Below are 23,808 nucleotides of genomic sequence, written 5' to 3'. Positions count from 1 at the left end.
TCTGTTGGTCTCCGTATTGTTGTACCCGGCGATTGTAATCCAGGAATCAAGGCTATTCGGCGTCCGGCAGCTTCAGGCGCTTCAGGTGGAAATCGTACTCGTACAGCTCGCCGTAGCGTCCCCATTCGACGGCGATGCCGAGCGTGCGCCGGGCGCGGTTTTCCTTCATGCCCTCCTCCAGCAGTTCGATGAACGGCTCTTCGGACACGGTTCCTCCCGGGCTGTCCACCAGCGCCGCGCGGATCCGCGCCGCCAGCGGCACGTTCTCGAGCACCTGGCGGCCGAAGATTTCCTGGCGCTCGGCCTGCTCGGCGCCGGCGTAGCGCCGTCCCAGGTGGGTGAGCATGATGTCGCCGCTTTCGACATGGGCCAGCCCCAGCATCGCCAGCGCCTCGAAGGTCGGGAACAGCTCCTCGTCGGACAGCTCGGCTTCCTCGGCAAGGTGCGGCAGGTCGGCGCGGCCGTCGAACGGCGGCTCGGCCACCAGTTCCAGCACCGCCTCGATGCGGCTGACGTCGGTGTCGGGCAAGGAGAAATCGGGATGGCGCGCCGGGGCGCCCACGGCCACGGCGGCGGGCGCCCGGCGCATCGTCATCAGTCCGTACACCTCGTCGATCAGGGCGCGCACGCGCGGCGAGTCCGCATCGCGCGGGCGGGCCTGGTCGACCCGGACCTCGCTGACGATGCGCCCGGGATCGCTGGACAGGATGATGATGCGGTCGGCCATCATCACCGCCTCTTCGATATTGTGCGACACCACCACGATGCCGCGGGTCGGGATCTGGCTGCTCTCCCACAGCTGCAGGATGTCGTCGCGCAGGGTTTCGCCGGTCAGCACGTCGAGCGCGGAAAACGCTTCGTCCATCAGCAGCACGTCCGGATTGGTGACCAGGGCGCGCGCGATGCCGACGCGCTGGCGCATGCCGCCCGACAGCTCGCGCGGCAGCGCGCCGCCGAAGCCGGCCAGGCCGATCAGTTCGAGCACGGCGTCGGCCCGGCGCTCGCGCTCGTCCGGCGCCACGCCCTGCGCTTCCAGGCCCAGCTCGACGTTCTGCTGCACCGTCAGCCACGGGAACAGGGCGAACGACTGGAACACCATCGCCACGCCCGGCGCCGGACCGGCGATCGGGCGTCCGCGGTAGGTGGCGCTGCCGCCGTCCGACGGCACCAGGCCGGCCATGATGCGCAGCAGCGTCGACTTGCCCGAACCGGACTTGCCGAGCAGCGCGACGATCTCGCCCTTGCGCAGCGTGAAATCGACGCCGTCCAGGATGCGGCGCGGCGTGCCGTCGGCACCGGTGAAGGATTTGCCGACCGACGCCAGCTGGATCAGGAGTTCTTGTGCCATTTTGTTTCCTCGTCAAGCATGCGCATTTAAGCTCGCTCATTAAGCTCGGTTATCGGCAAGCAGGTACAGCTTGCGCCAGAAGAACCGGTTCAGCAGCATCACGAAGATGCACATGATGCCGATGCCGAGCGCGATCCGGTGGAAGTCGCCGGCATCGGTCATCTGCTTGATGTAGCTGCCCAGTCCATCTGCGGCCAGGGTGGTCTTGCCCCAGGTGACGTATTCGGCCACGATGCTGGCGTTCCACGAGCCGCCGCTGGCCGTGATCGCCCCGGTCAGGTAGGCCGGGAACACCGCGGGCAGGTAGACCCGCTTCCACTTCAGCCAGCCCGTCAAGCCCAGGTTGTCGGCTGCCAGCCGCAGTTCGGTCGGGATCGTCGATGCCCCCGCCACCACGTTGAACAGGATGTACCACTGGGTGCCGAACACCATCAGCGGGCTGAGCCAGATGTTCGGGTTCAGCTGGTAACGCACCAGCAGGAACACGACCAGCGGAAACAGCAGGTTGACCGGGAAGGCCGCCAGGAACTGCGCCACCGCCTGCACCCGCTGGGAGTAGCGCGGGCGCAGGCCGATCCAGACCGCGGCCGGCACCCAGAACAGCGAGGCGAGCGCGATCAGCAGCATCACCCGCAGCAGGGTCGCCAGGCCCAGCAGGACCACGTGGCCGGCTTCATGCCAGCCGACGCCGCTGTGCACGTACAGCGCCAGCTTCAGCGTGGCGGCCAGCACCAGCACTGGCAGCAGCACGTCCCACAGGCGCGGCAACAGCCGCGTCCAGCTGCGTGCCGGCTGCGCGGCCGGTGCCGCGTCCGCCGTGCCGAACCAGCCGAGGGTCATGCGCATCGTTGCCCAGAAGCGGTCGGCCAGCCGGCTGACCCAGCGGCTGCGCCGCCCCCAGTCGAGCAGCCAGGAGCGCTGCGCGGTCTCGCCCTGCGATTCCTCGAAGCGGAACTTGTCGGCCCACGCCAGCAAGGGGCGGAAGAACAGCTGGTCGTACAAGACAATGCCGGCCAACATCGCCAGGATCGCCCAGGCCACCGCACGCCCGTCCTCGCGCTCGATGGCGACCGCGATGAAGGCGCCGATCCCGGGCAGCTTGATGTCCTGGCCGGCCACCGAGATCGCTTCGGCGGCGACCAGGAAGAACCAGCCGCCCGACATCGACATCATCATGTTCCACAGCAGCGCCGGCATCGCGTAGGGAAGCTCCAGGCGCCAGAAGCGCTGCCAGCCGGACAGGCAGAACACGCGCGCGGCCTCGTTCAGCTCATCGGGCACCGTGCGCATCGACTGGTACAGGCTGAACGCCATGTTCCAGGCCTGCGAAGTGAAGATCGCGAAGATGGCGGCGCATTCGACCCCCAGCAGGCTGCCCGGGAACAAGGCGATGAAGGGCGCGATCGCGATCGCCTGGAAGCCGAGGATGGGCACCGACTGCAGGATGTCGAGCAGCGGAATCAGGACTTTTTCAGCGGCGCGGTACTTGGCGGCGACGGCCGCGAACACGAAGCTGAACAGCAGCGAGCAGCCGAGTGCGACGAACATGCGCAGGATGGTGCGCAACAGGTAATACGGGAGCTCGCCGGCATCCAGCGAGATCGGGGTCGGCTGGCCCAGCACGAAGGGACGCGCCATCTGCATGGCGCCATAGGCGGTGGCGGCGATGACTGCCAGCACCAGCGGCAGCAGCATCCAGTCCCAGCGGTTGAAGCCGCGTCCACCGCGGTCGGCTGCCGGCTGACGGTTATTGAAGAACTCGAACATCCACTTTCCTTGCACGCAGGATGATCCGTCGTTGGCAATGCGCGTGTTGCTGGAAATGTGAATGCGCCGGTGCGGACCGGAACAGAAAGATACCATCATCCTGGCAGATGACGGCAGGAGACGGGAAGCCTGCGTTATCTTGCCGAGAACGTGCCAGAAATGATCTGGCAACAACTATCGCTCGAACAAGTGCCCATGAATGGACCCAAAAAATGAAAACAGAGCGAGTGTAATTGCCGGGTCAACAGGACGTCAACCTCGGCAACATATCGTAATGTAAGCCGCCCGGACCATGTCTTTATTTGCCGACAAGCACGGGCCCGGTGTACTTCATCAGAAGGCCTTTCGGGCCGACCGCCCAGCCACTGGCCGGGCCGGCGAAACCGACCGTGTTCACCGGCGTCTTGTCGAGCACGGTCCAGCTCTTGCCGCCGTCGAGCGAGAAGCCGGAGCCGGCCAAGCCGGCCGCGACCAGGGCGCGCGGCGCGCCCGGCACCGGCACCACCACCGACATGTAGCCGGCTGGCTGTACGGGTGCCGGCGTCCAGGTGGCGCCGCCGTCTTCCGACCGCGCGCCGTTGATGCCGGCCATCTGCGTTTCCTTGTAGTCGCCGCCGGCGGCAAAGCCCTCCTTCGGATTCAGGAAAGCGACCGAGAACACGCCGCGCGCCGCCACGCCGGCCGGGATCGGCGTCGATTGCGCGCGCCAGGTCTTGCCGCGATCCGCCGAGTGGAACACGCGCGAGGTGGCGCCGCCGCCGGTGGCGATCCAGGCGTCGTTGGCGCCGGCCACGCTCAGGCAGGTGCCGCTGGCCGCGAACGCGCCTTCGTTCGGCATCGCTTCCAGCCCCTTGGCCGCGACTTCCTGCCAGCTGGCGCCGCCGTCATTCGTGGTGTAGACCTGGAAGCTGCCCTTGACCGGGTCGCCGAACAGGATGCCGTTGTCCTTGTCCCAGAACGCCATCGCGTCCCAGAAGCCCTCGGCGTAGCCATTGGTCGCCATCAGCTTCCAGCTGGCGCCGCCGTCCTCCGTGCGGTAGATGCGCGAGGCCGCGCCGGGCCCCGCACCCATCGCGATGGCGGTCTGCGCATCGACCGCGTGGATGTCGCGGAAGTCGATCTTGCCGGCGTCCGGCACCTGCAGCGCCTGCCAATGCGTGCCGTCGACCGTGCGCAGGACCGTGCCTTTCGCGCCGCTGGCCCAGGCGACCTTGTCGCTGACGACGGACAGGCCGCGCAGTTCGGCCGTGGTGCCGCTGGTGCTCGGCTGCCAGGACTGGGCGAAGGCGCTGGTGGAAGACACCAGTGCGGCAAGGAGGAGCGGGCGGGCGATCATGGATACCGGCGTGTTGTAGTGATGATTGCCGATATTACACTGCCGCCCTTTCCGGCGGCGAGGTTTGCGATAATGACGGCCTTACCCTGAATGTGAAACGAGAACCATGAGCACCCTTACCTACGAAGCCTTCCTCGACGAAGTCACGACCCTGCTCACCGAGCTGTACGATATGGAGGACGAGGCCGCCATCAAACTTGTGATGCAGGCGCAGGACGCCGAGTACTTCGTCGCCCACGACGACAAGCCGGAACTGCGCACGCTGGAGCAGGCCAAGAAAGAAGCGGTGGCTTTGTACACCGCGAAGCAGAACCGGGTGCAGACGCAGCAGAAGCAGCAGAAGCGAACCGCGGTCAAGAAGCGGCCGTAAGTGTTCGGCGACCTGGGGGACGACGGCGGATGATCCGTCATCCCCGCGAAGGCGGGGATCCAGGTTGACTCTGGTTGATCAATTGCCGGCCTTCGCAATCGTCGCCACCGGCTCCCCCTGCGTCCAGCCGCCGCCCAGCGCGCGCGCCACCGACACCGCCGCCAGCAGGCGCTGGGTACGGATCTGCGCCGCGGCGCGGTCCGCCGCCAGCGTGCTGCGCTGGGCGTCGGTGACGTCGAGGTAGGTGGAGACGCCGCGCTCGTACCTGGCCTGCGCCACCAGCAGCGCGCGGCTTGCCGCCTGCTGGGCCTGGGCCTGCACCTCGCCCTGCTGCTGGCGCTGCTCCACGTCGGACAGCGCATCTTCCACTTCGCGCAGTGCGGTCAGCAGGCGCGCTTCGTGGTTCGCCACCGCCTCGTCGTACCTGGCCTGGGCCAGCTTCAGGTTGGCGCGGTTGCGGCCGGCGTCGAACACCGGCAGCGACAGCGCCAGCGGACCGACGGAGAACTGGCGCGCACTGCCCTGCGCCAGGTTGCGCAGGCTTTCCGAGGCATAGCCGAAATTGCCGGTCAGGGACAGCGCCGGGTAGAACGCGCCTTCGGCCACCCCGACCTGGGCGTTGAACGCCTTCAGGCCGGCCACGCTCGCTGCCAGGTCGGGACGCTGGCCCAGCAGGCTGGCCGGCAGGCCGACCGGGATGTTCGGCGGCTGGGGTAACACTTGATCCTGGAGCGCGGCGTCCTGGCTGGCGGCGATCAGCGGCGCGCTCGGCGAGGCGCCCACCAGCACCGACAAGCCATGCTCCAGCGTGTTGCGCTGGCGCTGGGCTTCGTGCAGGTCGGCCTCGGCATTGGCGCGCTCGATGCGGGTGCGCGAGACGTCCAGCTCGTTGGACAGGCCGGCATTGAAGCGCGCCTCGATCAGCGCCTGGGATTCGCGGCGCGTCGCCAGCGCGTTGCGCAGGATCGCCAGCTCGGCGTCCAGGCCGCGCAGCTGCCAGTAGGTCGTGGCCACCTGGCTCGACAGCATCAGCAGGACGGCGTCGCGGTCGTCCTGGGCCGCCAGGGCCTGGGCGTCGGACGCTTCGACCACGCGGCGCACGCGGCCCCACAGGTCGAGCTCCCATGACAAGTTGGCGCCGGCCTGGTAGTTGTTGCCCGCGATCGAGCGGTGGCCCAGCGCCAGGCCTTGTGAGGTCTCGGCCGAGGTGCGCGAGTTCGACACGCCGGCGCCGACGCTCACCGACGGCAGCTGGCCGGCACGCACCACGCCCAGCTGGGCCTGCGCCTGCACCAGGCGCTGCGCGGCGGCGCGCACGTTCGGGTTGTCGTGCAGCGCGCGCTGCTCGAGGGCGCTCAGGGTCTGGTCGCCGAACACGCTCCACCAGTCGGCCGGCAGGCGCGCAGCCTGGTCCGGCTGGCCGGCCTGCGCATGGCGCCAGGCCGGGGTGGCGACGCCTGCGGGTGCCTTGAAGTCGGGGCCGACGGTGCCGCAGGCGGAAAGGAGCGCGGCGACGGCCGCGGCGAGGACGGTTTTGATGACAGGCTTGAACATAATATTTTTCATAAGAGATATCTTCAAAACCGTCTTTCCCGCGCAGGCGGGAACCCAGGGTCGCGGCATACCGCTAGCGTTTGCACTATTCACGCAAACCTGGATTCCCGCCTTCGGGAATGACGGCACAAATGTCAGTGGCCCCCGCCACCCGCCCCGCCGGGCGACTTGACCTTGTCCGCGAACCACAGCGGAACGATCGCGCCGAGCAGGATCACGCCGACGATGAAGAAACCGTCGTTGTAGGCCATCACGTAGGACTCGCGCCGCACGATGCGGTCGATCGCCTCGATCGCCTGGTTGGCCGCGGTTGCCGGGTCGATGCCGCGCGAAACGAAGGCCTGGGTCAGCTGGTCCAGCCGTGCCTGGGTCGCGCTGGACGCCAGCGACACCGCTTCGCCGATCCGCGCCGAGTGGAAGTGCTCGCGCGTGGTCAGCGCGGTGGCCAGCAGCGCGATGCCGACCGAGCCGCCCAGGTTGCGGGTCATGTTGAACAGGCTCGATGCCGACGGCATGTCCTTCGGCTGCACACCGTTCATCGCGAAGTTCGACAGGGTCAGCATCACGAAGGGCTGGCCGATCGCGCGGATGATCTGCGACAGCATCAGCTGGTCGTAGCCGGTCGACGCATCCATGTAGGCGTTCATCAGGCAGGAAATGCCGAACAGCGCCAGGCCGAACATGCACATGATGCGGTTGTCGATCTTCTGCGACAGGCGCGCCACGAAGGGCATCACGAACAGCTGCGGCAGGCCCATCCAGGCGATCACCTCGCCGATCTGCATCGGCGAATAACCGGCAATCTGGCCCAGGTACAGCGGAAGCAGGTACGACGAGCCGTACAAGCCCATCCCGATCACCGCCGACAGCGCGGTCGCCACCAGGAAGTTACGCTGGCCATAGAGCCGCAGGTTGACGAAAGGGTCGGCGCGCCAGAAGCCGATCACGACCCAGCCGAGGATGCCGACCAGCGCCATCGCCGCGAAGGTGATGATGAAGCTCGACTCGAACCAGTCCTTCGAGTTGCCCTCTTCCAGGAAGATGGTCAGGCTGGCCAGGCCGACCGCCATGAAGGCGATGCCCAGCCAGTCGGCCTTGAGCAGGGCCTGCAGGTTCAGCGGCTCCTTGTCGATGCCCCAGTACATGCCGGCGATGAGGAGTACCCCGGGCACCCAGTTGATGTAGAAAATCGAGGGCCAGCCGTACAGCTCCGTCAGGTAGCCGCCCAGGGTCGGACCCATGGCCGGGGCCAGGGTCGCGGTCAGGCCGAACATCGCCATGCCGACCGCGCGCTTGGCCGGAGGCAGGCGGGTCATCACCAGCATCATCGCCATCGGGATCAGGGCGCCGCCGGTGAAGCCCTGCAGCATGCGGAACACGATCATGCTCTGCAGGCTCCAGGCGGTGCCGCACAGGGTCGAGAACAGCAGGAAGAAGGCGGTGGTGCCCATCAGGTAGCGGCGCTGGCCGAAGGCGCGCACGAACAGCGCGGTCATCGGGATCACCACGATCTCGGCGCACAGGTAGGCGGTCGAGATCCACGAGCCCTCTTCCTGCGTCGCCGACAGCGTGCCGAGGATGTCGCGCAGCGAGGAGTTGGTGATCTGGATGTCGAGCACCGCCATGAAGGCGCCCAGCATGCCGGCGAACACCGCGATCCAGGTGCGCGCGTCGATCGGCGCGCCGTTGGCCGGCGCGCCCGGGGGCGCGTTATGCGGCGCCGGACGGGGCGCGCCGGGGCCGGCGGGCGTCCTCAACATCGGGGTGGAACTCGTCATGACGATCCTTCGGTGCTTAGTGTTTCTGGCGCAGGTCGATCTCGACCACGGTCGACATGCCCGGCACCAGGCGGCCCGCGTACTTCTTCAGGTCTTCCGGCCTGAAGGTGATCTTGACCGGCACGCGCTGGACGATCTTGGTGAAGTTGCCGGTCGCGTTATCGGCCGGCAGCAGCGCGAACTGGTTGCCCGAGGCCGGCGAGAAGCTGTCCACGCGGCCGACCAGTTCCTTGTCCTTCAGGGCGTCGACTTCGACCTTGACTTCCTGGCCCGGCACCAGGCCCGGCAGCTGGGTTTCCTTGAAGTTGGCGGTCACCCACACGTCGTCCTGGACAATCGCGGCCAGCTGCTGGCCCGGCTGGATGCGGGCGCCGACTTCGACGCTGCGCTTGCCGATGCGGCCGGCGACCGGGGCGACGATCTGGTTGTAGCCGAGCTGCTGCTGGGCGTCCTTGAGCTGGGCCTGCAGCACCTTGACCTGGGCCTTCAGCACGTCGCGCGCCGAGGCGGCGGCGGCGATCTGGGCCTTGGCGGCGGCGGCGTTGTCGCGGCGCGCATTGACGTCGGCGGTGGCACCGGCGCGGGCCGCGGTGGCGGCGTCGACCTCGGCCTTCGAGACGGCCTTCATGGTGGTGTTGTAGAGCTGGCCGTAACGCTCGGCGTCCTGCCTTGCGCGCACCAGGTTGGCCTGGGCCTGCACCACCTGGGCGCCGGCGGCCGAGGCCTGGGCACGCGCCTGCTCGACGGCGGCGTCGGACTGCGCGATCTGCTGCTGCACGCTGGCGATCTGGGCCTGGATCTGCTCGACCTTCACACCCTGGTCGGCCGGGTCCAGCTCGGCCAGCACGTCGCCGGCTTTCACGATCTGGTTGTCGTCGAACAGGACCTTGGTCACCACGCCCGGGATGCGGCTTGATACCGGATGCACGTGGCCGGTGATGTAGGCATTTTCGGTCTCGACGAAGTTGCTGCTGCGGTACCACATGCGGCCGCCGGCGCCGATGGCGGCGAGCGCGATCAGGCCGACCACGATCAGCACGCGCTTCGGCGGTCCCTTGCTGGCGTTGGCGGGCGTCGCCGGTGCGGCCGGCGGAACGGCTGCGGACGGTTTGTGCTCGACCGTGGTGTGCGAATCTGCCATGAATACGACTCCGAAGAAAAATGAAATGGGTTCATCGCATTATTCGACAAAGCTCCGGCGAAGTCAAGAAATGAAACGGTTGCATTTCATTTTCTTCTGCGCTAGAGTGTGGATATGGACAAACCATTGCACGCCCCCATTGACCCTGCCTGCAAGGCGGCCGGCCGGCCCAAGGCCGCCGACGTCGAGGCGCGCATGCAGGAGCTGCTGAACGCCGCCGCCACCCTGTTCCTCAAGAACGGCTACACCAAGACCAGCCTGGAATCGATCGCCCGCGCCGCCCACGTCGCGGTGCGCACCATCTATGTTAAGTTCGGCGGCAAGGCCGGGCTGCTGCACGCCGTGCTGACGGCCAAGCGCGACCGCTTCTTCCGCAGCCAGGCGATGCAGACCGACACCCGCCCTTTCAAGGAGATCGTGGACGAGTTCGGGCGCAATCTGTACGAGCTGCTGACCTCGCAGGAAGCGATCGACATGCAGCGCATCGTCATGGCCGAGGCGCCCACCAATCCGGAACTGGCCGAAGCCTTCTGGAACGGCGGCCCGCGCCAGACCCGCGACATGCTGGCCCGGTTCTTTGCGCGCCCGGACATCCGTGCCCAGCTGCGCGCCGACGTGCCGCTCGACCTGCTGCCCAGCCACCTGATGAGCTGCATCGGCGGCGACCAGTTGTGCCGCTTCGTGTTCCCGCCGGAAAAGCTGTCGCCGGAACAGGCGCGCCAGGAGCTCGAGCGGCGCCTCGACCTGTTCTACCGCGCAGTGCTGCCTACGCCCTGAGCGGCCGGGTCAATGTGCGGCATCGCACGGACCGCTTGCACCGCCTTGGGGCATCCTGAAGCCCTTATGAAGGAGGGTGTCATGAACAAGATAAATACAAAGACGGCAGTTCGCCGCAAGGGGGTAGCATGAGCAAGTCATCCCGTTACGAATGGCGAGACCAGCAGGCTGCGCTGCAGGAGCGCATGAAGGGTTTCCTGGCAAATCCGAACAACGAGCAGATGGAAGCCGTGGTCGCCGAGATGCGCGCCTACGCCGACGCGGCCCGTTCGGGCCATATCGAGATTCCGCAACGCTGGACCAGTTACAACTGAAGCTGCTCATCGCTACCGACCGCCGCCCGCTTTGCTGGGCGGCTTTTTTTTTGCTCAAGGCGAGCTGCTGTACGATTTGGCTGGCACCCCGCATATCGGCATCTAGAATGAACTTGCGTCACGCTTGCGGTGACGGGAGGAGAATGCCATGTTCAGGAAATGCCTTGCCGAATTCATCGGCACGTTCTGGCTCGTGCTCGGCGGCTGCGGCAGCGCCGTGCTGGCTGCCAGATTCCCCGAGGTCGGGATCGGCCTGACCGGGGTCGCGCTGGCCTTCGGGCTGACCGTACTGACGGGAGCCTATTCGCTCGGACCGATCTCGGGCGGCCACTTCAATCCTGCGGTGACGGTCGGGTTGTGGGCCGGCGGGCGCTTCCCTGCCCGGCACATCGGGCCCTACATCGTGGTGCAGGTCGCGGGCGGGATCGCGGCGGCCGCCGTGCTGTACGCGATCGCCAGCGGCAAGCCCGGCTTCGATGCGGCGGCCGGCTTCGCCGCGAACGGCTACGGCGAGCACTCGCCCGGCCACTACTCGCTCGGCTCCGCCCTCATTACCGAGGTGGTGATGAGCTTCATGTTCGTGCTGGTGATCCTGGGCGCCACCCACACGCGCGCGCCGGTCGGCTTTGCAGGCCTGGCGATCGGCCTGGCGCTGACCCTGATCCACCTGATCAGCATCCCGGTCACCAACACCTCGGTCAATCCGGCGCGCAGCACCGGTCCGGCCCTGTTCGCCGGCGCCTGGACGCTGGCGCAGCTGTGGCTGTTCTGGCTCGCTCCGCTGCTGGGCGGGGTGCTGGCCGGGGTACTGTACCGCAGCCTGCTGGAGCGCGAAGTTCCCGAGCCGGAAGTGACCGGCCGGCCCGAAGGAGGATGGCGCCACGCCCACCATTGAAGACTTAGCGCGGCGCCAGGAAACGGAAAGTCGGTTCGATGTCTTTCGCGTGCAGGTGGCGCACGATGTCTTCCAGCGTCGCGTCCTTCAACAGCAGCTCATCTGGCAAGGACGCCGGCGCCTGCCCATGCGGCTGCAGCGCGAACGGCTCGGCCGCCAGCGCGTCGAGCACCGCGCTCGATACCGGTTCGGCCGGCGCACGCGCGGGCACGGGCGGGCGGCGCTGTTCGAGCTTGCGCAGCGCCTGGCGGAACTGCTCGTCGTCGATGCTGTCGAGCCCCTCCAGAAACCCGACCTGGCCCGCCAGCGGCGGCGCCATGTCCAGCCCGGACTCCTCGGCAAACGACGCGCCCATGCCCGGATGGATGAAGGCCGCCCATTTACCGCTGCGGGGGTTCAGGCAGGGCGGCAGGTAGACCGGCGCGGTGGCGGCGTCGGGTGCCAGTTCGCGCTCCGGAAAATAGGCCTGGCGCAGCAGCTCCAGGAACTCCTGGGCCTGGGCAGCCGGCACCGGCGTCGCCAGCGATAGCCACAGGCGGTAGGCGTTGGCGCCGTCGATGCTCACCGCCGGCACCGGCAGGCCGAGCTCGGCCTGCAAGGCATTCGCCACCGTGCACAGGCGGTCCCAGTGCCCGGTCTCGCCATCGCCGAACACCTTGCGGAAAGGAATGGCAAACGCGCGGGTCAAGCCATCGGCCGTGGTCAGCTTGATGGCCAGGGTGGTGTGGCCGGCGATGTGCTGGGCCAGCGCGTCGCGGGTGATGGCTTCCGGCGCCAGGTAGAGCCGGGTCAGCTCTGCGATCAGTTTTTCCATCAGCTGATTTTACCCCTGCGCGCCGCGTTCTTGCCGAGCGCGGCCAGGTCGAGGTCGGCGTCGCCATGGTCGATGGCTTCCTTCAGCACGCCCTGCAGCGCATCGCCGAAGGCCAGCGGCAAGCCCTTGCCCTGCCCCGCCTCGACCGCCAGGCGCACGTCCTTCTGGCCCAGGGAGAGCTTGAACCCGGCAGGGCTGTAGCGTTCCTGGGCGATCATGCCGCCATAGCCCTTGTACACGGGCGAACCGGCAAACAAGGTCGTCGTGATCAGGTCGATGAAGTCGGCGGCCGGGATGCCATGCGCGCGCGCCAGCGCCGAGCCCTCTCCCATCGCCTCGATGGCGCAGGCCAGGGTCAGGTTGCAAGCCAGCTTGATCGCGTTGGCCTGTTCCGGCACCGCGCCAAAGCGCCAGGTCTTCTGGCCCAGCAGGTCGAGCAGCGGCTGCACGCGGTTGACCAGCTCGTCCGGGCCGCCGGCCAGGATGTTCAGCTTTCCCGCTTCGGCCACGTCGACACGCCCGAGCACGGGCGCAGCGATGTAGCCGATGCCCTTCTCCATGTGCAGCGCCGCCATCTCGCGCGCGAACGCGACCGAGACCGTGGCCATGTTGACGTGAATGCTGCCCGGCGCCATCGCATCGAGCACGCCGCCGTCGACCATCACGGCACGGGTCGCATGATCGTCGGCCAGCATGCTGAACACGACGTCGGCGATGCCGCACTCGGCGGCCGTGGCGGCCGGCTTCGCGCCCTTCGCGGCCAGCGCCTGCACCGGCGCCGGATTGCGGTTCCAGACGTGGACGGGCTGGCCGGAGCGCAGCAAGTTGCTTGCCATGTGGTGCCCCATGGCGCCCAGGCCGATGAATCCGATGGTCATGTGATTGCTCCTTTATCCGATGGCGAACGAAAGCCGTATTAGACCAGCAATCGTGGAACACTGCGCTACGCCTCAACGCTTCACGCTAAGCTGGCCGCATGGAAATCGCCGCCGCCGCTTGCCTGTTCCTGCTGGTCGCCACGACCGTCATCCACTACGAGGTACTGCGCCTGCTGACGGCCGGCCTGCCCTTCCTGCGGATCCGGCCCCGCGTGCAGCTCGTCCTGGTGATCATCGGCGCGTTCGGCGCGCACTTCGTCGAGATCCTGCTGTACGGCGCCGCCTACTACCTGCTCGCCACCGTCTTCGACATCGGCCACATGGGCAACCCCGGGCCGCTGCCTTTTACGCGCTGCCTGTACTTTTCGGCCGAAACCTATACCACGCTGGGCTACGGCGACGTGCTGCCGCACGGCGACCTGCGCCTGCTGGCGGGGCTGGAGGCCTTGAACGGCATGCTGCTGATCGGCTGGACGGCATCGTTCACCTACCTGTCGATGGAGCGCTTCTGGGGCGACAAGGACTAGGACGACGGTGGAACTGCGGGAGCGACGAAGCTGGAGCCCATAATAAAAAACCGGGACACGCGGCCCCGGCTTTCGGTACGACAGCTAGCTCACAGCTCAGCGCTTGCGCGGTGGCGGCAAATCGGTGCAGACGCCTTCGTAGGCTTCGGCCGCCATGCCGATCGACTCGCCCAGGGTCGGGTGCGGGTGGATGGTCTTGCCGATGTCCACGCCGTCCGCGCCCATCTCGATCGCCAGCGCGATCTCGCCGATCATGTCGCCGGCGTTGGTGCCGACGATGGTGCCGCCGATGATACGGTGGGTCTCGGCATCGAACAGCAGCTTGGTGAAGCCTTCCGAACGGCCGTTGGCCACGGCGCGGCCCGAGGCGGCCCACGGGAAGTGGCCCTTCTCGACCTTGACCCCCTTGGCCTTGGCTTCGTCTTCGGTCAGGCCGACCCATGCCACTTCCGGATCGGTGTAGGCCACCGACGGGATCACCTTGGCGTCGAAGAAGGCCTTCTCGCCGTGCGCGGCTTCGGCCGCGACGTGGGCTTCATGCACGGCCTTGTGCGCCAGCATGGGCTGGCCCACCAGGTCGCCGATCGCGAAGATGTGCGGCACGTTGGTGCGCATCTGGCCGTCGACCGGGATGAAGCCGCGCTCGGTCACCGCCACGCCGGCGGCGTCAAGCGAGAGCTTCTTGCCGTTCGGGCTGCGGCCCACGGCCACCAGCACCAGGTCGTACACCTGCGCTTCCGGCGCCGGCTGGCCCGCTTCGGCGGCTTCGAACGTCACCTTGATCCCCTCCGGCAGCGCTTCCACGCCGACGGTCTTGGTCTTCAACATGATGTTGTCGAAGCGCTGCGCGTTGAACTTCTGCCAGACCTTGACGGCCTCGCGGTCCGCGCCCTGCATCAGGCCGTCCATCATTTCGACCACGTCGATGCGCGCACCCAGGGTCGAGTACACGGTCGCCATTTCCAGGCCGATGATGCCGCCGCCGATGACCAGCATGCGCTTCGGTACCTGGCGCAGCTCCAGCGCGCCGGTCGAGTCGACGATGCGCGGATCTTCCGGCACGAAGGGCAGCTTCACGACCGAGGAACCGGCCGCGATGATCGCCTTCTGGAACTGGACGACCTTCTTGCCGCCGTCCGCACCGGTCACCTCGATGTGGTTCGGGCTCAGGAACTTGCCCACGCCCTGCACCACGTTGACCTTGCGCGCCTTGGCCATGCCGGCCAGGCCGCCGGTCATGGTCTTGATGACCTTGTCCTTGTAGGCGCGCAGCTTGTCGATGTCGACCTGCGGCTTGGCGAAGGACACACCGATGTCGCTCATGTGCGCGGTCTCGTCCATGATGTGCGCCACGTGCAGCAGCGCCTTGGACGGGATGCAGCCCACGTTCAGGCAGACGCCGCCGAGGGTCGCGTACTTCTCGACCAGCACGGTGTTCATGCCGAGGTCGGCGGCGCGGAAGGCGGCCGAGTAGCCGCCCGGGCCCGCGCCCAGCACCATCATCTCGCATTCGACGTCGACCTGGCCGCTGTAGCTCGACGCGTTCGGCGCCGGCACCGCGTTCGGTGCGGCCGCGTCAAGCTTGTGGGCCGGTGCGTACGAGTCGGTCGGACCGGCGGCGGCAGTCGGGGCCGTGGCCTGCGCGCCGATCTGGGCGGCCGGCTTGTCCGATGCGGCGGACGGTGCGGCTGCCGGAGCAGCTTCGGCGCCTGCGCCCGACTCGTCCAGGGTCAGCAGCAGCGAGCCTTCGCCCACCTTGTCGCCGACCTTGACCTTCATTTCCTTGATCACGCCGGCGTGGGTCGACGGGATCTCCATGCTGGCCTTGTCGGACTCCACGGTGACCAGCGACTGGTCGACCTTGATGGTGTCGCCCGGCTTGACCATCAGCTCGATGACTTCGACTTCCTTGAAATCGCCGATGTTGGGTACTTTGACTTCCACGGTGCTCATCTTGTCGGCTCCTTACAGCAGCGTCTTGCGCAGGTCGGCCAGGACGTCGGCCAGGTAGGCGGCAAAGCGGGCCGCGCCGGCGCCGTCGATCACGCGGTGGTCGTACGACAGCGCGATCGGCTGCATCAGGCGCGGCTGGAAGGTGGAACCGTCCCACACCGGCTTCATCGCCGACTTGGACAGGCCCAGGATCGCCACTTCCGGTGCGTTGATGATCGGCGTGAAGTTGGTGCCGCCGATGCCGCCCAGCGACGAGATCGTGAAGGTCGCGCCCTGCATGTTCGCCGGCGACAGCTTGCCTTCGCGCGCCTGCGCGGACAGCTCGCCCATCTCGGTGGCGATCTGCGAGACCGATTTCTTGTCGGCGTCCTTGATCACCGGGACCACCAGGCCGTTCGGGGTGTCGGCCGCGAAGCCGATGTTGTAGTACTGCTTCAGGATCAGCGCGCCGTTCGGCTCGTCCAGCGACGCGTTAAACGCCGGGAACTTCTTCAGCGCGGCGACCGACGCCTTGATCACGAAGGCCAGCATGGTCAGCTTGACCGGCGACTTGGCTTTCGCGTAGGCGGCGTTGGAATCGACACGGAAGGCTTCCAGGTCGGTCACGTCGGCTTCTTCGAAGTGCGTGACGTGCGGGATCATGACCCAGTTGCGGTGCAGGTTCGGACCGCTGATCTTCTTGATGCGCGACAGCGGCTGGGTTTCGGTCGGGCCGAACTTGCTGAAGTCGAGCGACGGCCACGGCAGCAGGTTCATGCCGGCGCCACCGCCGGCGGCTGCCGGTGCGGCGGTCGGGCCTGCGGCCATCACGCCCTTCACGAAGCCTTGCACGTCCTGCTGGGTGATGCGGCCCTTCGGACCGGCCCCCTTGACCTTGTTCAGGTCGACGCCCAGTTCGCGGGCGAACTTGCGCACCGACGGCGAGGCGTGGGCACTGGCGAACGACGGTGCCGGGCCGGACGATGCTGCCGGCGCAGCGGCCGGTGCGGGTGCCGCGACGGGCGCGGGCGCGGCGGCCGGTGCCGGGGCAGCAGCGGGAGCCGGTGCGGCGGCCGGAGCAGCGGCAGGCGCCGGTGCGGCCGCGGCCGGGGCAGCAGCGCCCGCGCCTTCGGCTTCCACCGTCAGCACCAGCGAACCTTCGGCAACCTTGTCGCCGACCTTGACCTTGATTTCCTTGACGACGCCGGCGTGGCTGGACGGGATCTCCATGCTGGCCTTGTCCGATTCCACCGTGATCAGCGACTGGTCGACCTTGATGGTGTCGCCCGGCTTGACCATCAGCTCGATCACTTCCACTTCCTTGAAGTCGCCGATATCGGGGACTTTGACTTCCACAATGCTCATAGTGTTAGCTCCGTATTATTGTTAGCTCAGCTGCCCGTCGTACCCGCGCAGGCGGGTACCCAAGTTCGTAGCGGACCACAGAAACTTGGATCCCCGCCTTCGCGGGGATGACGGCTAAAGCATTACTGGGTCACAGGATTCGGCTTGTTCGGATCGATGCCGTACTTCGCGATCGCGTCTGCAACGACCGACGCCGGGATCTTGCCTTCCTCGGCCAGGGACTTCAGCGCGGCAACCGTGATGTAGTAGCGGTTCACCTCGAAGAACTCACGCAGCTTGACGCGCGAATCCGAGCGGCCGAAGCCGTCGGTGCCCAGCACCTTGTAGGTGCGGCCGTTCGGGATGTAGGCACGGATCTGCTCGGCAAACAGGCGCATGTAGTCGGTGGTCGCGACGATCGGGCCTTGCGTGTCCTTCAGCAGCTGGGTCACGTACGGCAGGCGTGCTTCTTCCTGCGGGTGCACCAGGTTCCAGCGGTCGGCATCCTGGCCGTCACGGGCCAGCAGGGTCAGCGACGGGCAGGACCAGACGTCGGCGGCCACGCCCCAATCGTTCTGGAGCAGCTCGGCGGCGTATTCGGACTCGCGCAGGATCGTGCCCGAGCCCATCAGCTGGACGCGGTTGGCGGCCGACTTGTCGCCTTCCTGGAGCAGGTACATGCCCTTCAGGATGCCCTCTTCGGTACCCGGCTTCAGGCCCGGCTGCGGATAGTTCTCGTTCATGATGGTGATGTAATAGAACACATCTTCCTGCTTCTCCACCATGCGCTTCAGGCCGTCCTGGATGATCACCGCCACTTCGTGACCGTAGGTCGGGTCGTACGGCAGGCAGTTCGGGATCGTGGCCGCGATGATGTGGCTGTGGCCATCCTCGTGCTGCAGGCCTTCGCCGTTCAGCGTGGTGCGGCCGGCGGTGCCGCCCATCAGGAAGCCGCGGGCGCGGATGTCGCCTGCCAGCCAGACCAGGTCGCCGACGCGCTGCATGCCGAACATCGAGTAGAAGGTGTAGAACGGGATCATCACGCGGTTGTTCGACGAGTAGGACGTCGCCGCGGCGATCCACGAGCACATGCCGCCTGCTTCGTTGATGCCTTCCTGCAGGATCTGGCCCGCCTTGTCTTCGCGGTAGTACATCACCTGGTCCTTGTCGACCGGTTCGTACAGCTGGCCCTGCTGGTTGAAGATACCGATCTGGCGGAACAGGCCTTCCATGCCGAAGGTGCGCGATTCGTCGACCAGGATCGGCACGATGCGCTGGCCGATTTCCTTGTCCTTCAGCAGCGCGGTGATCACGCGGACGTATGCCTGGGTGGTCGAAATCTCGCGGCCGGCGGCGGTCGGCTCCAGCACGTTCTTGAAGGTTTCCAGCGGCGGCACCGGCAGGTGCTCGTCGGCCTGTTCGCGGCGCGACGGCAGGTAGCCGCCGAGGGCCGCGCGGCGCTCGTGCAGGTACTTGATCTCGGGCGCGTCGTCGGCCGGCTTGAAGAACGGGATCTCGGCCAGCTTGTCGTCCGGGATCGGGATCGCGAAGCGGTCGCGCATTTCGCGGATGGCTTCATCATCCAGCTTCTTGGTCTGGTGCGCGGTGTTGCGCGCCTCGCCCGACTTGCCCATGCCGAAGCCCTTGACGGTCTTGACCAGCAGGACGGTCGGCGAACCCTTGTTTTCCTGGGCGTTCTTGAAGGCGGCGTAGATCTTGTGCGGATCGTGGCCGCCGCGGGTCAGGCGCCAGATGTCGTCGTCGGTCATGTTGGCAACCATCTTCAGCAGCTCGGGGTGCTTGCCGAAGAAGTGCTTGCGCACGTAGGCGCCGTCCTTGGCCTTGTAGTTCTGGTATTCGCCGTCGACGGTTTCCATCATCACGCGCTGCAGGATGCCGTCCTTGTCCTTGGCCAGCAGGGCGTCCCAGCCCGGGCCCCAGATGACCTTGACGACGTTCCAGCCGGCGCCGCGGAAGTCGGCTTCCAGTTCCTGGATGATCTTGCCGTTGCCGCGCACCGGGCCGTCCAGGCGCTGCAGGTTGCAGTTGACGACCATGACCAGGTTGTCGAGCTTCTCGCGCGCGGCCATGCCGATCGCGCCCATCGATTCCGGCTCGTCCATCTCGCCGTCGCCGCAGAAGACCCAGACTTTACGGCCGTCGGTCTCGGCGATGCCGCGCGCTTGCAGGTACTTCAGGAAGCGCGCCTGGTAGATCGCCATCAGCGGGCCCAGGCCCATCGAGACGGTCGGGAACTGCCAGAAGTTCGGCATCAGTTTCGGGTGCGGGTACGAGGACAGGCCCTTGCCGTCGACTTCGCGGCGGAAGTTCAGCATCTGTTCTTCGCTGATGCGGCCTTCCAGGAACGCGCGCGCATAGACGCCCGGCGAGGAGTGGCCCTGGATGTACAGCAGGTCACCGCCGTGCTCGGCGCTCGGCGCCTTCCAGAAGTGGTTGAAGCCGATGCCCAGCATGTTCGCCAGCGAGGCGAAGGACGACAGGTGGCCGCCCAGGTCGCCGTCGGCGCGGTTGGCCTTGACGACCATCGCCATGGCGTTCCAGCGCATCCAGGAGCGCAGGCGCTCTTCATATTCGAGGTTGCCCGGGCAGTGCTCTTCGAGGTGTGCCGGGATAGTGTTGACGTACGCGGTGTTGCTGGAGAAGGGCATGAGGGCGCCGCGGCGGCGCGCCAGGTCGACCAGGCGTTCCAGCAGGTAATGGGCGCGATCGGTGCCTTCGAATTCGATGACTGCTTCGAGCGCGTCGAGCCATTCCTTGGTCTCGAGCGTGTCCGGGTCATTGGCGGCCTGGGCCGTCAACTGGTCGAGTTGAGCTGACATGTGCTACGTCTCCTTGAGTTGGTGCCCCACCCGACCTCGAGCCTGTCTGCGGACGTTTGGTGGCGAAAAGACTATCCCTAAATTAAAGCGTGTCGATTCTACCAGTGGAGCACGTATTTTTCAAAATACGATATACGATTTCATAATATGGAACGAGACCATCCACGAAGCATACGCGCCGTCGTTCCTGGCACTGCCACAAACGACTCCCCGCGCAGGCGGGGACCCATGCTGAGTATCCGGAACGGGCTCAGTGTGGCCCCCCGCCTGCGCGGGGACGGCGACTTTACAACCAACAATATTCTTTACCACCCTACCGGGCAGCTACATCTATAAATATGACAACGAACGGCTCATCGCGGCGCGCGATACCGGGCGTCCGCTTATAATTTCGTTTTTGTCCAGCCCCGAGTCCCGCCATGCCCGCCCAACTGATCGACGGAGTCAAACTTTCCCAACAACTGCGCGCCGACATCGCCCGCCGCGCCGCCGAACTGACGGCCCAGGGCCGCCAGCCCGGCCTGGCCGTGGTCATCGTCGGCGACGATCCGGCCAGCCACGTCTACGTGCGCAACAAGGTCAAGGCCTGCGGCGATGCCGGCTTCCACTCGGTGCTGGAAAAGTACGAAGCCGACTTCAGCGAGCAGGCCCTGCTGGACCGCATCGCGGCCCTGAACGCCGACCCGGCGATCCACGGCATCCTGGTGCAGATGCCGCTGCCCAAACACATCGACCCCTCCAAAGTGATCGAGGCGATCGCCACCACCAAGGACGTGGACGGCTACTCGGTGCTGTCGGCCGGCGAACTGATGACCGGCCTGGAGGGCTTCCGCCCCTGCACACCCTACGGTTGCATGAAGCTGATCGAAACCACCGGCGTGAACCTGCGCGGCAAGCACGCGGTCGTGATCGGCCGCTCCAACACGGTCGGCAAGCCGATGGCGCTGCTGCTCTTGCAACAGAACGCCACCGTGACCATATGCCATAGCGCCACCCCGGACCTGGGCTACCACACCCGCCAGGCGGACATCGTGGTCGCCGCGGTCGGCCGCCGCAACACCCTGACTGGCGACATGGTCAAGCCGGGCGCGATCGTGATCGACGTCGGCATCAACCGCAACGACGAAGGCAAGCTGTGCGGCGACGTCGATTTCGACAGCGTGAAGGAAGTCGCTTCCCACATCACCCCGGTTCCCGGCGGCGTGGGTCCGATGACCATCACGATGCTGCTGCAGAACACGCTGGAAGCCGCCGAACGCGCTGCACGCGGCGCCTGAACGCACGCGGGACAGGCCCGGGTATGATGGTGCAATCACCTGATCACCTATTAGGATAGGAAGGAATACAGAATGACCGACACCAGCAATCCCCTGCTCGACTTTTCGGGCCTGCCCCGCTTCGACCTGATCCGCCCCGAGCACGTGACGCCCGCGATCGAACAGCTGATCGCGCAGGCACGCGAAGTCGTCCAGCAGCTCGAGGCGCCGGCCAGCAGTGAAAACGGCGGCGTGAGCTGGGACAGCTTCGTGGTCCCGCTCGAAGAAGCGACCGAGCGCCTGGGCCGCGCCTGGGGCGTGGTCAACCACCTGAACCACGTGATGGACACGCCCGAGCTGCGTGCCACCTACAACGAGAACCAGCCGAAGGTGACCGAGTTCTGGACCGAACTGGGCCAGAACGAGGCGCTGTTCGGCAAATACAAGCAGCTGCACGCCAGCCCGGAATTCGTGAACCTGACGCCGGCGCGCAAGCGCATCGTCGAGAACGCCCTGCGCGACTTCCGCCTGGGCGGCGCCGAGCTGCCGGAAAAGCAGAAGCAACGCTTTGCCGAGATCCAGGAACAGCAGGCGGCACTTTCCACGCGCTTTTCGGAAAACGTGCTGGACGCGACCAACGATTTCAAGCTGCTGGTCAGCGACGAATCCGAACTGGCCGGCCTGCCGGACGACGCCAAGGCCGCGGCCCGTGCCGCCGCCGAGCGGGATGGCAAGCAGGGTTGGCAGTTCTCGCTGCACTTCCCATCCTACTTCCCGGTGCTGCAGTTTGCCGACAACCGCAAGCTGCGCGAACAGATCTACCGTGCCAACGCCACCAAGGCTTCCGAGATGGGCGCGGTGTTCTCCGAGGTCGAGAAGTGGGACAACACGAGCAACATCGCCCAGCTGCTGAAGCTGCGCGACGAGGAAGCCAAGCTGCTCGACTTCCGCAGCTTCGCCGACGTCTCGCTGGAGCCGAAGATGGCGGAAAGCCCGGAACGCGTGATCGAGTTCCTGGAAGACCTGGCGCGCCGCGCCCGCCCGTATGCCGAAAAGGACCTGGCCGAGCTGCGCGCCTTCGCGAAGGACGAGCTGGGCATCGACGACATGCAGGCCTGGGACGCCACCTACGCCTCCGAAAAGCTGCGCGAAAAACGCTATGCCTTCTCGGCCCAGGAAGTGAAGCAGTACTTCCCCGAGCCGAAGGTCGTGGCCGGCCTGTTCGGCGTGATCTCGAAGCTGTTCGACGTGACGATCGCCCCGGACCAGGCCCCGGTCTGGCATCCGGACGTGCGCTTCTTCCGCATCGAAAAGGACGGCCACGCAGGTAAGCAACTCGTCGGCCAATTCTACCTGGATCTGTACGCGCGTCCCGGCAAGGGCCAGGGCGCCTGGATGGACGACGCGCGCGGCCGCAGGCTCACCACCGGCGGCATCGTGCAGACCCCGATCGCCTACCTGACCTGCAACTTCACCCCGCCGGCCCTGGTGGACGGCCAGGCGCAGCCCTCGCTGTTCACGCACGACGAAGTCACGACCTTGTTCCACGAGTTCGGCCACGGCCTGCACCACATGCTGACCGAAGTCGACGAATTGAGCGTGTCCGGCATCTCGGGCGTGGAATGGGATGCGGTCGAGCTGCCGTCCCAGTTCATGGAAAACTTCTGCTGGGAGTGGGATGTCCTGCAGGGCATGACCGCCCACGTCAAGACGGGCGAGCCGCTGCCGCGCGAACTGTACGACAAGATGCTGGCGGCGAAGAACTTCCAGTCCGGCATGCAGACCCTGCGCCAGGTCGAGTTCTCGCTGATCGACATGCACCTGCACTACGACTTCGACCCGAACAGCCAGAAGACGGTGCAGGAGCTGGTCGACGAGGTGCGCAGCAAGTTCTCGGTGCTGATTCCGCCGTCGTTCAACCGCTTCCAGCACTCCTTCGGCCACATTTTTGCCGGCGGCTATGCGGCGGGCTACTATAGCTACAAGTGGGCGGAAGTGCTGTCGGCCGATGCCTATGCCGCCTTCGAAGAGGCGGTCGAGGCCGGCGGCGGCGCACTGATTGAGGCGGGCAAGCGCTTCCACCGGGAGATCCTGTCGGTAGGCGGCTCGCGTCCGGCGCTCGAATCGTTCAAGGCCTTCCGCGGCCGCGAACCGCAGATCGACGCACTGCTGCGCCACAACGGCATGCAGGCAGCCTGACGGCCTGCACGGGAGAGCACATGAGGAGCAGGCGGTACCAGGACGGCGGACGGCGCGGGCGGCACAGGCTGCCGGGCCTGCCGGGTTTGCTATATCTGCTGCTCGCCTGCCTCGCTGCACATCTTCCCGCTGCTGCCCAGGTATATAAATGGACCGATGCCCAGGGCACGGTCCATTACGGCGACAGTCCGCCGCCGCAGCGCGCCGCCAGCCAGCTCAAGACGCCATCCCAGGCGGAAGGCCGGAGCGCCCTGCCCTACGAACTGGCGCGGGCCGTGAAGGCCAGCCCGGTCACACTGTACACCACGGCACGCACCGGGTGCGCCGCCTGCGACCAGGGCCGTGCCCTGCTGCGCGCCCGCGGCATCCCCTATACCGAAAAAACCGTCGACACCGACGAGGACAAGGAGCTGCTGCGCCAACTCGGCGGCAAGCTGGAACTGCCCGTGCTGGTGGTGGGCAGCCGCAAGATCGTCGGCTTCCAGGACGCCGCCTGGCAGGATGCCCTGAGCGCGGCCGCCTATCCGCGCTCGACCCAGCTGCCTTCAGGCTACCAGTACGCCGCGCCGCAAGCAGCCGCACCCGCGGCCGGCCTGCCGGTCCCGCCCGCACGCGAGAAGAATGCCGCGCCGCCCGACGAAGCCGCGGCCCAGGCCGCCGAGCAGCAGCCGCGCCGCCCGTCCGCACCGCCCCCCAAGCAGCCAACGGGCAATGCGCCCCCCGGTTTTCAATTCTGAC

General features: G+C 66.8%; 19 protein-coding genes. 8 read left to right on the top strand and 11 right to left on the bottom strand.

Annotated features, from left to right (window positions below):
• Nucleotides 1-52 precede the first annotated feature (52 nt).
• The 3 genes from ACI48D_RS03455 to ACI48D_RS03445 all read right to left on the bottom strand — a co-directional run bounded on the left by ACI48D_RS03455 (nucleotide 53) and on the right by ACI48D_RS03445 (nucleotide 4,451).
• Nucleotides 53-1,348 carry an ABC transporter ATP-binding protein gene (locus ACI48D_RS03455; RefSeq protein WP_435569810.1) on the bottom strand — a complete coding sequence of 432 codons (1,296 nt, stop codon included), beginning with the start codon at nucleotides 1,346-1,348 and terminating at the stop codon, nucleotides 53-55.
• 39 nt (nucleotides 1,349-1,387) lie between these two features.
• Nucleotides 1,388-3,115 (bottom strand): ABC transporter permease, encoded by a 1,728-nt coding sequence (locus ACI48D_RS03450; protein WP_435569809.1) that lies wholly within the window; start codon nucleotides 3,113-3,115, stop codon nucleotides 1,388-1,390.
• Between the two features lie 298 nt (nucleotides 3,116-3,413).
• Entirely contained in the window at nucleotides 3,414-4,451 is a 1,038-nt protein-coding gene (locus ACI48D_RS03445) for a hypothetical protein (protein ID WP_435569808.1), read from the bottom strand.
• 106 nt (nucleotides 4,452-4,557) lie between these two features.
• Between ACI48D_RS03445 and ACI48D_RS03440 the strand changes: the two genes are divergently transcribed.
• Nucleotides 4,558-4,821 (top strand): hypothetical protein, encoded by a 264-nt coding sequence (locus ACI48D_RS03440; RefSeq protein WP_435569807.1) that lies wholly within the window; start codon nucleotides 4,558-4,560, stop codon nucleotides 4,819-4,821.
• A 78-nt stretch (nucleotides 4,822-4,899) separates the two neighbouring features.
• Here the strand turns inward: ACI48D_RS03440 and ACI48D_RS03435 are convergent, their stop codons facing one another.
• From ACI48D_RS03435 to ACI48D_RS03425, 3 genes are all read right to left on the bottom strand, one after another.
• Entirely contained in the window at nucleotides 4,900-6,387 is a 1,488-nt protein-coding gene (locus ACI48D_RS03435) for an efflux transporter outer membrane subunit (protein ID WP_435569806.1), read from the bottom strand.
• A 122-nt stretch (nucleotides 6,388-6,509) separates the two neighbouring features.
• Nucleotides 6,510-8,135, bottom strand: coding sequence for a DHA2 family efflux MFS transporter permease subunit (locus ACI48D_RS03430; protein WP_435569971.1), 1,626 nt, complete (start codon nucleotides 8,133-8,135; stop codon nucleotides 6,510-6,512).
• Nucleotides 8,136-8,169: 34 nt separating this feature from the next.
• Nucleotides 8,170-9,294, bottom strand: a complete 1,125-nt coding sequence (locus ACI48D_RS03425) for an HlyD family secretion protein (protein WP_435569805.1) — start codon at nucleotides 9,292-9,294, stop codon at nucleotides 8,170-8,172.
• 126 nt (nucleotides 9,295-9,420) lie between these two features.
• On the opposite strand from ACI48D_RS03425, the gene ACI48D_RS03420 reads away from it, so the two are divergent.
• The 3 genes from ACI48D_RS03420 to aqpZ all read left to right on the top strand — a co-directional run bounded on the left by ACI48D_RS03420 (nucleotide 9,421) and on the right by aqpZ (nucleotide 11,280).
• On the top strand, nucleotides 9,421-10,071 hold the full coding sequence (locus ACI48D_RS03420; protein WP_435569804.1) for a TetR/AcrR family transcriptional regulator: 651 nt from the start codon (nucleotides 9,421-9,423) through the stop codon (nucleotides 10,069-10,071).
• Nucleotides 10,072-10,199: 128 nt separating this feature from the next.
• The gene (locus tag ACI48D_RS03415; protein ID WP_435569803.1) at nucleotides 10,200-10,385 is read left to right on the top strand and encodes a hypothetical protein; all 186 of its coding nucleotides are present in this window, start codon (nucleotides 10,200-10,202) and stop codon (nucleotides 10,383-10,385) included.
• Between the two features lie 148 nt (nucleotides 10,386-10,533).
• A complete protein-coding gene (aqpZ, locus tag ACI48D_RS03410; protein ID WP_435569802.1) occupies nucleotides 10,534-11,280 on the top strand; it encodes an aquaporin Z in 747 nt (248 codons plus the stop codon).
• A gap of 4 nt (nucleotides 11,281-11,284) precedes the next feature.
• Here the strand turns inward: aqpZ and ACI48D_RS03405 are convergent, their stop codons facing one another.
• Nucleotides 11,285-12,094, bottom strand: a complete 810-nt coding sequence (locus ACI48D_RS03405; protein WP_435569801.1) for a hypothetical protein — start codon at nucleotides 12,092-12,094, stop codon at nucleotides 11,285-11,287.
• Nucleotides 12,094-12,972: an NAD(P)-dependent oxidoreductase gene (locus ACI48D_RS03400; RefSeq protein WP_435569800.1), complete on the bottom strand. Its 879-nt coding sequence runs from the start codon at nucleotides 12,970-12,972 to the stop codon at nucleotides 12,094-12,096. The genes ACI48D_RS03405 and ACI48D_RS03400 overlap by 1 nt, the downstream gene beginning before the upstream one ends.
• A 98-nt stretch (nucleotides 12,973-13,070) precedes the next feature.
• Here ACI48D_RS03400 and ACI48D_RS03395 point away from each other — a divergent pair, with 98 nt between their 5' ends.
• A complete protein-coding gene (locus ACI48D_RS03395) occupies nucleotides 13,071-13,499 on the top strand; it encodes a potassium channel family protein (protein ID WP_435569799.1) in 429 nt (142 codons plus the stop codon).
• Between the two features lie 96 nt (nucleotides 13,500-13,595).
• Here the strand turns inward: ACI48D_RS03395 and lpdA are convergent, their stop codons facing one another.
• The 3 genes from lpdA to aceE form a co-directional block, all read right to left on the bottom strand.
• On the bottom strand, nucleotides 13,596-15,452 hold the full coding sequence (lpdA, locus tag ACI48D_RS03390; protein ID WP_435569798.1) for a dihydrolipoyl dehydrogenase: 1,857 nt from the start codon (nucleotides 15,450-15,452) through the stop codon (nucleotides 13,596-13,598).
• A gap of 12 nt (nucleotides 15,453-15,464) precedes the next feature.
• Nucleotides 15,465-16,796 carry a dihydrolipoyllysine-residue acetyltransferase gene (gene aceF / locus ACI48D_RS03385; RefSeq protein ID WP_435569797.1) on the bottom strand — a complete coding sequence of 444 codons (1,332 nt, stop codon included), beginning with the start codon at nucleotides 16,794-16,796 and terminating at the stop codon, nucleotides 15,465-15,467.
• Between the two features lie 122 nt (nucleotides 16,797-16,918).
• Nucleotides 16,919-19,615, bottom strand: a complete 2,697-nt coding sequence (gene aceE / locus ACI48D_RS03380; protein WP_435569796.1) for a pyruvate dehydrogenase (acetyl-transferring), homodimeric type — start codon at nucleotides 19,613-19,615, stop codon at nucleotides 16,919-16,921.
• 419 nt (nucleotides 19,616-20,034) lie between these two features.
• On the opposite strand from aceE, the gene folD reads away from it, so the two are divergent.
• The 3 genes from folD to ACI48D_RS03365 all read left to right on the top strand — a co-directional run bounded on the left by folD (nucleotide 20,035) and on the right by ACI48D_RS03365 (nucleotide 23,807).
• Nucleotides 20,035-20,892 (top strand): bifunctional methylenetetrahydrofolate dehydrogenase/methenyltetrahydrofolate cyclohydrolase FolD, encoded by an 858-nt coding sequence (gene folD / locus ACI48D_RS03375; RefSeq protein WP_435569795.1) that lies wholly within the window; start codon nucleotides 20,035-20,037, stop codon nucleotides 20,890-20,892.
• A gap of 72 nt (nucleotides 20,893-20,964) precedes the next feature.
• Nucleotides 20,965-23,070 (top strand): M3 family metallopeptidase, encoded by a 2,106-nt coding sequence (locus ACI48D_RS03370; protein WP_435569794.1) that lies wholly within the window; start codon nucleotides 20,965-20,967, stop codon nucleotides 23,068-23,070.
• A gap of 20 nt (nucleotides 23,071-23,090) precedes the next feature.
• A complete protein-coding gene (locus ACI48D_RS03365) occupies nucleotides 23,091-23,807 on the top strand; it encodes a DUF4124 domain-containing protein (protein WP_435569793.1) in 717 nt (238 codons plus the stop codon).
• Nucleotide 23,808 lies beyond the last annotated feature (1 nt).

Source organism: Massilia sp. LXY-6, from assembly GCF_051233485.1.
Lineage (GTDB): Bacteria > Pseudomonadota > Gammaproteobacteria > Burkholderiales > Burkholderiaceae_D > Telluria.
This window is presented reverse-complemented; position numbering and strand designations above follow the sequence as displayed.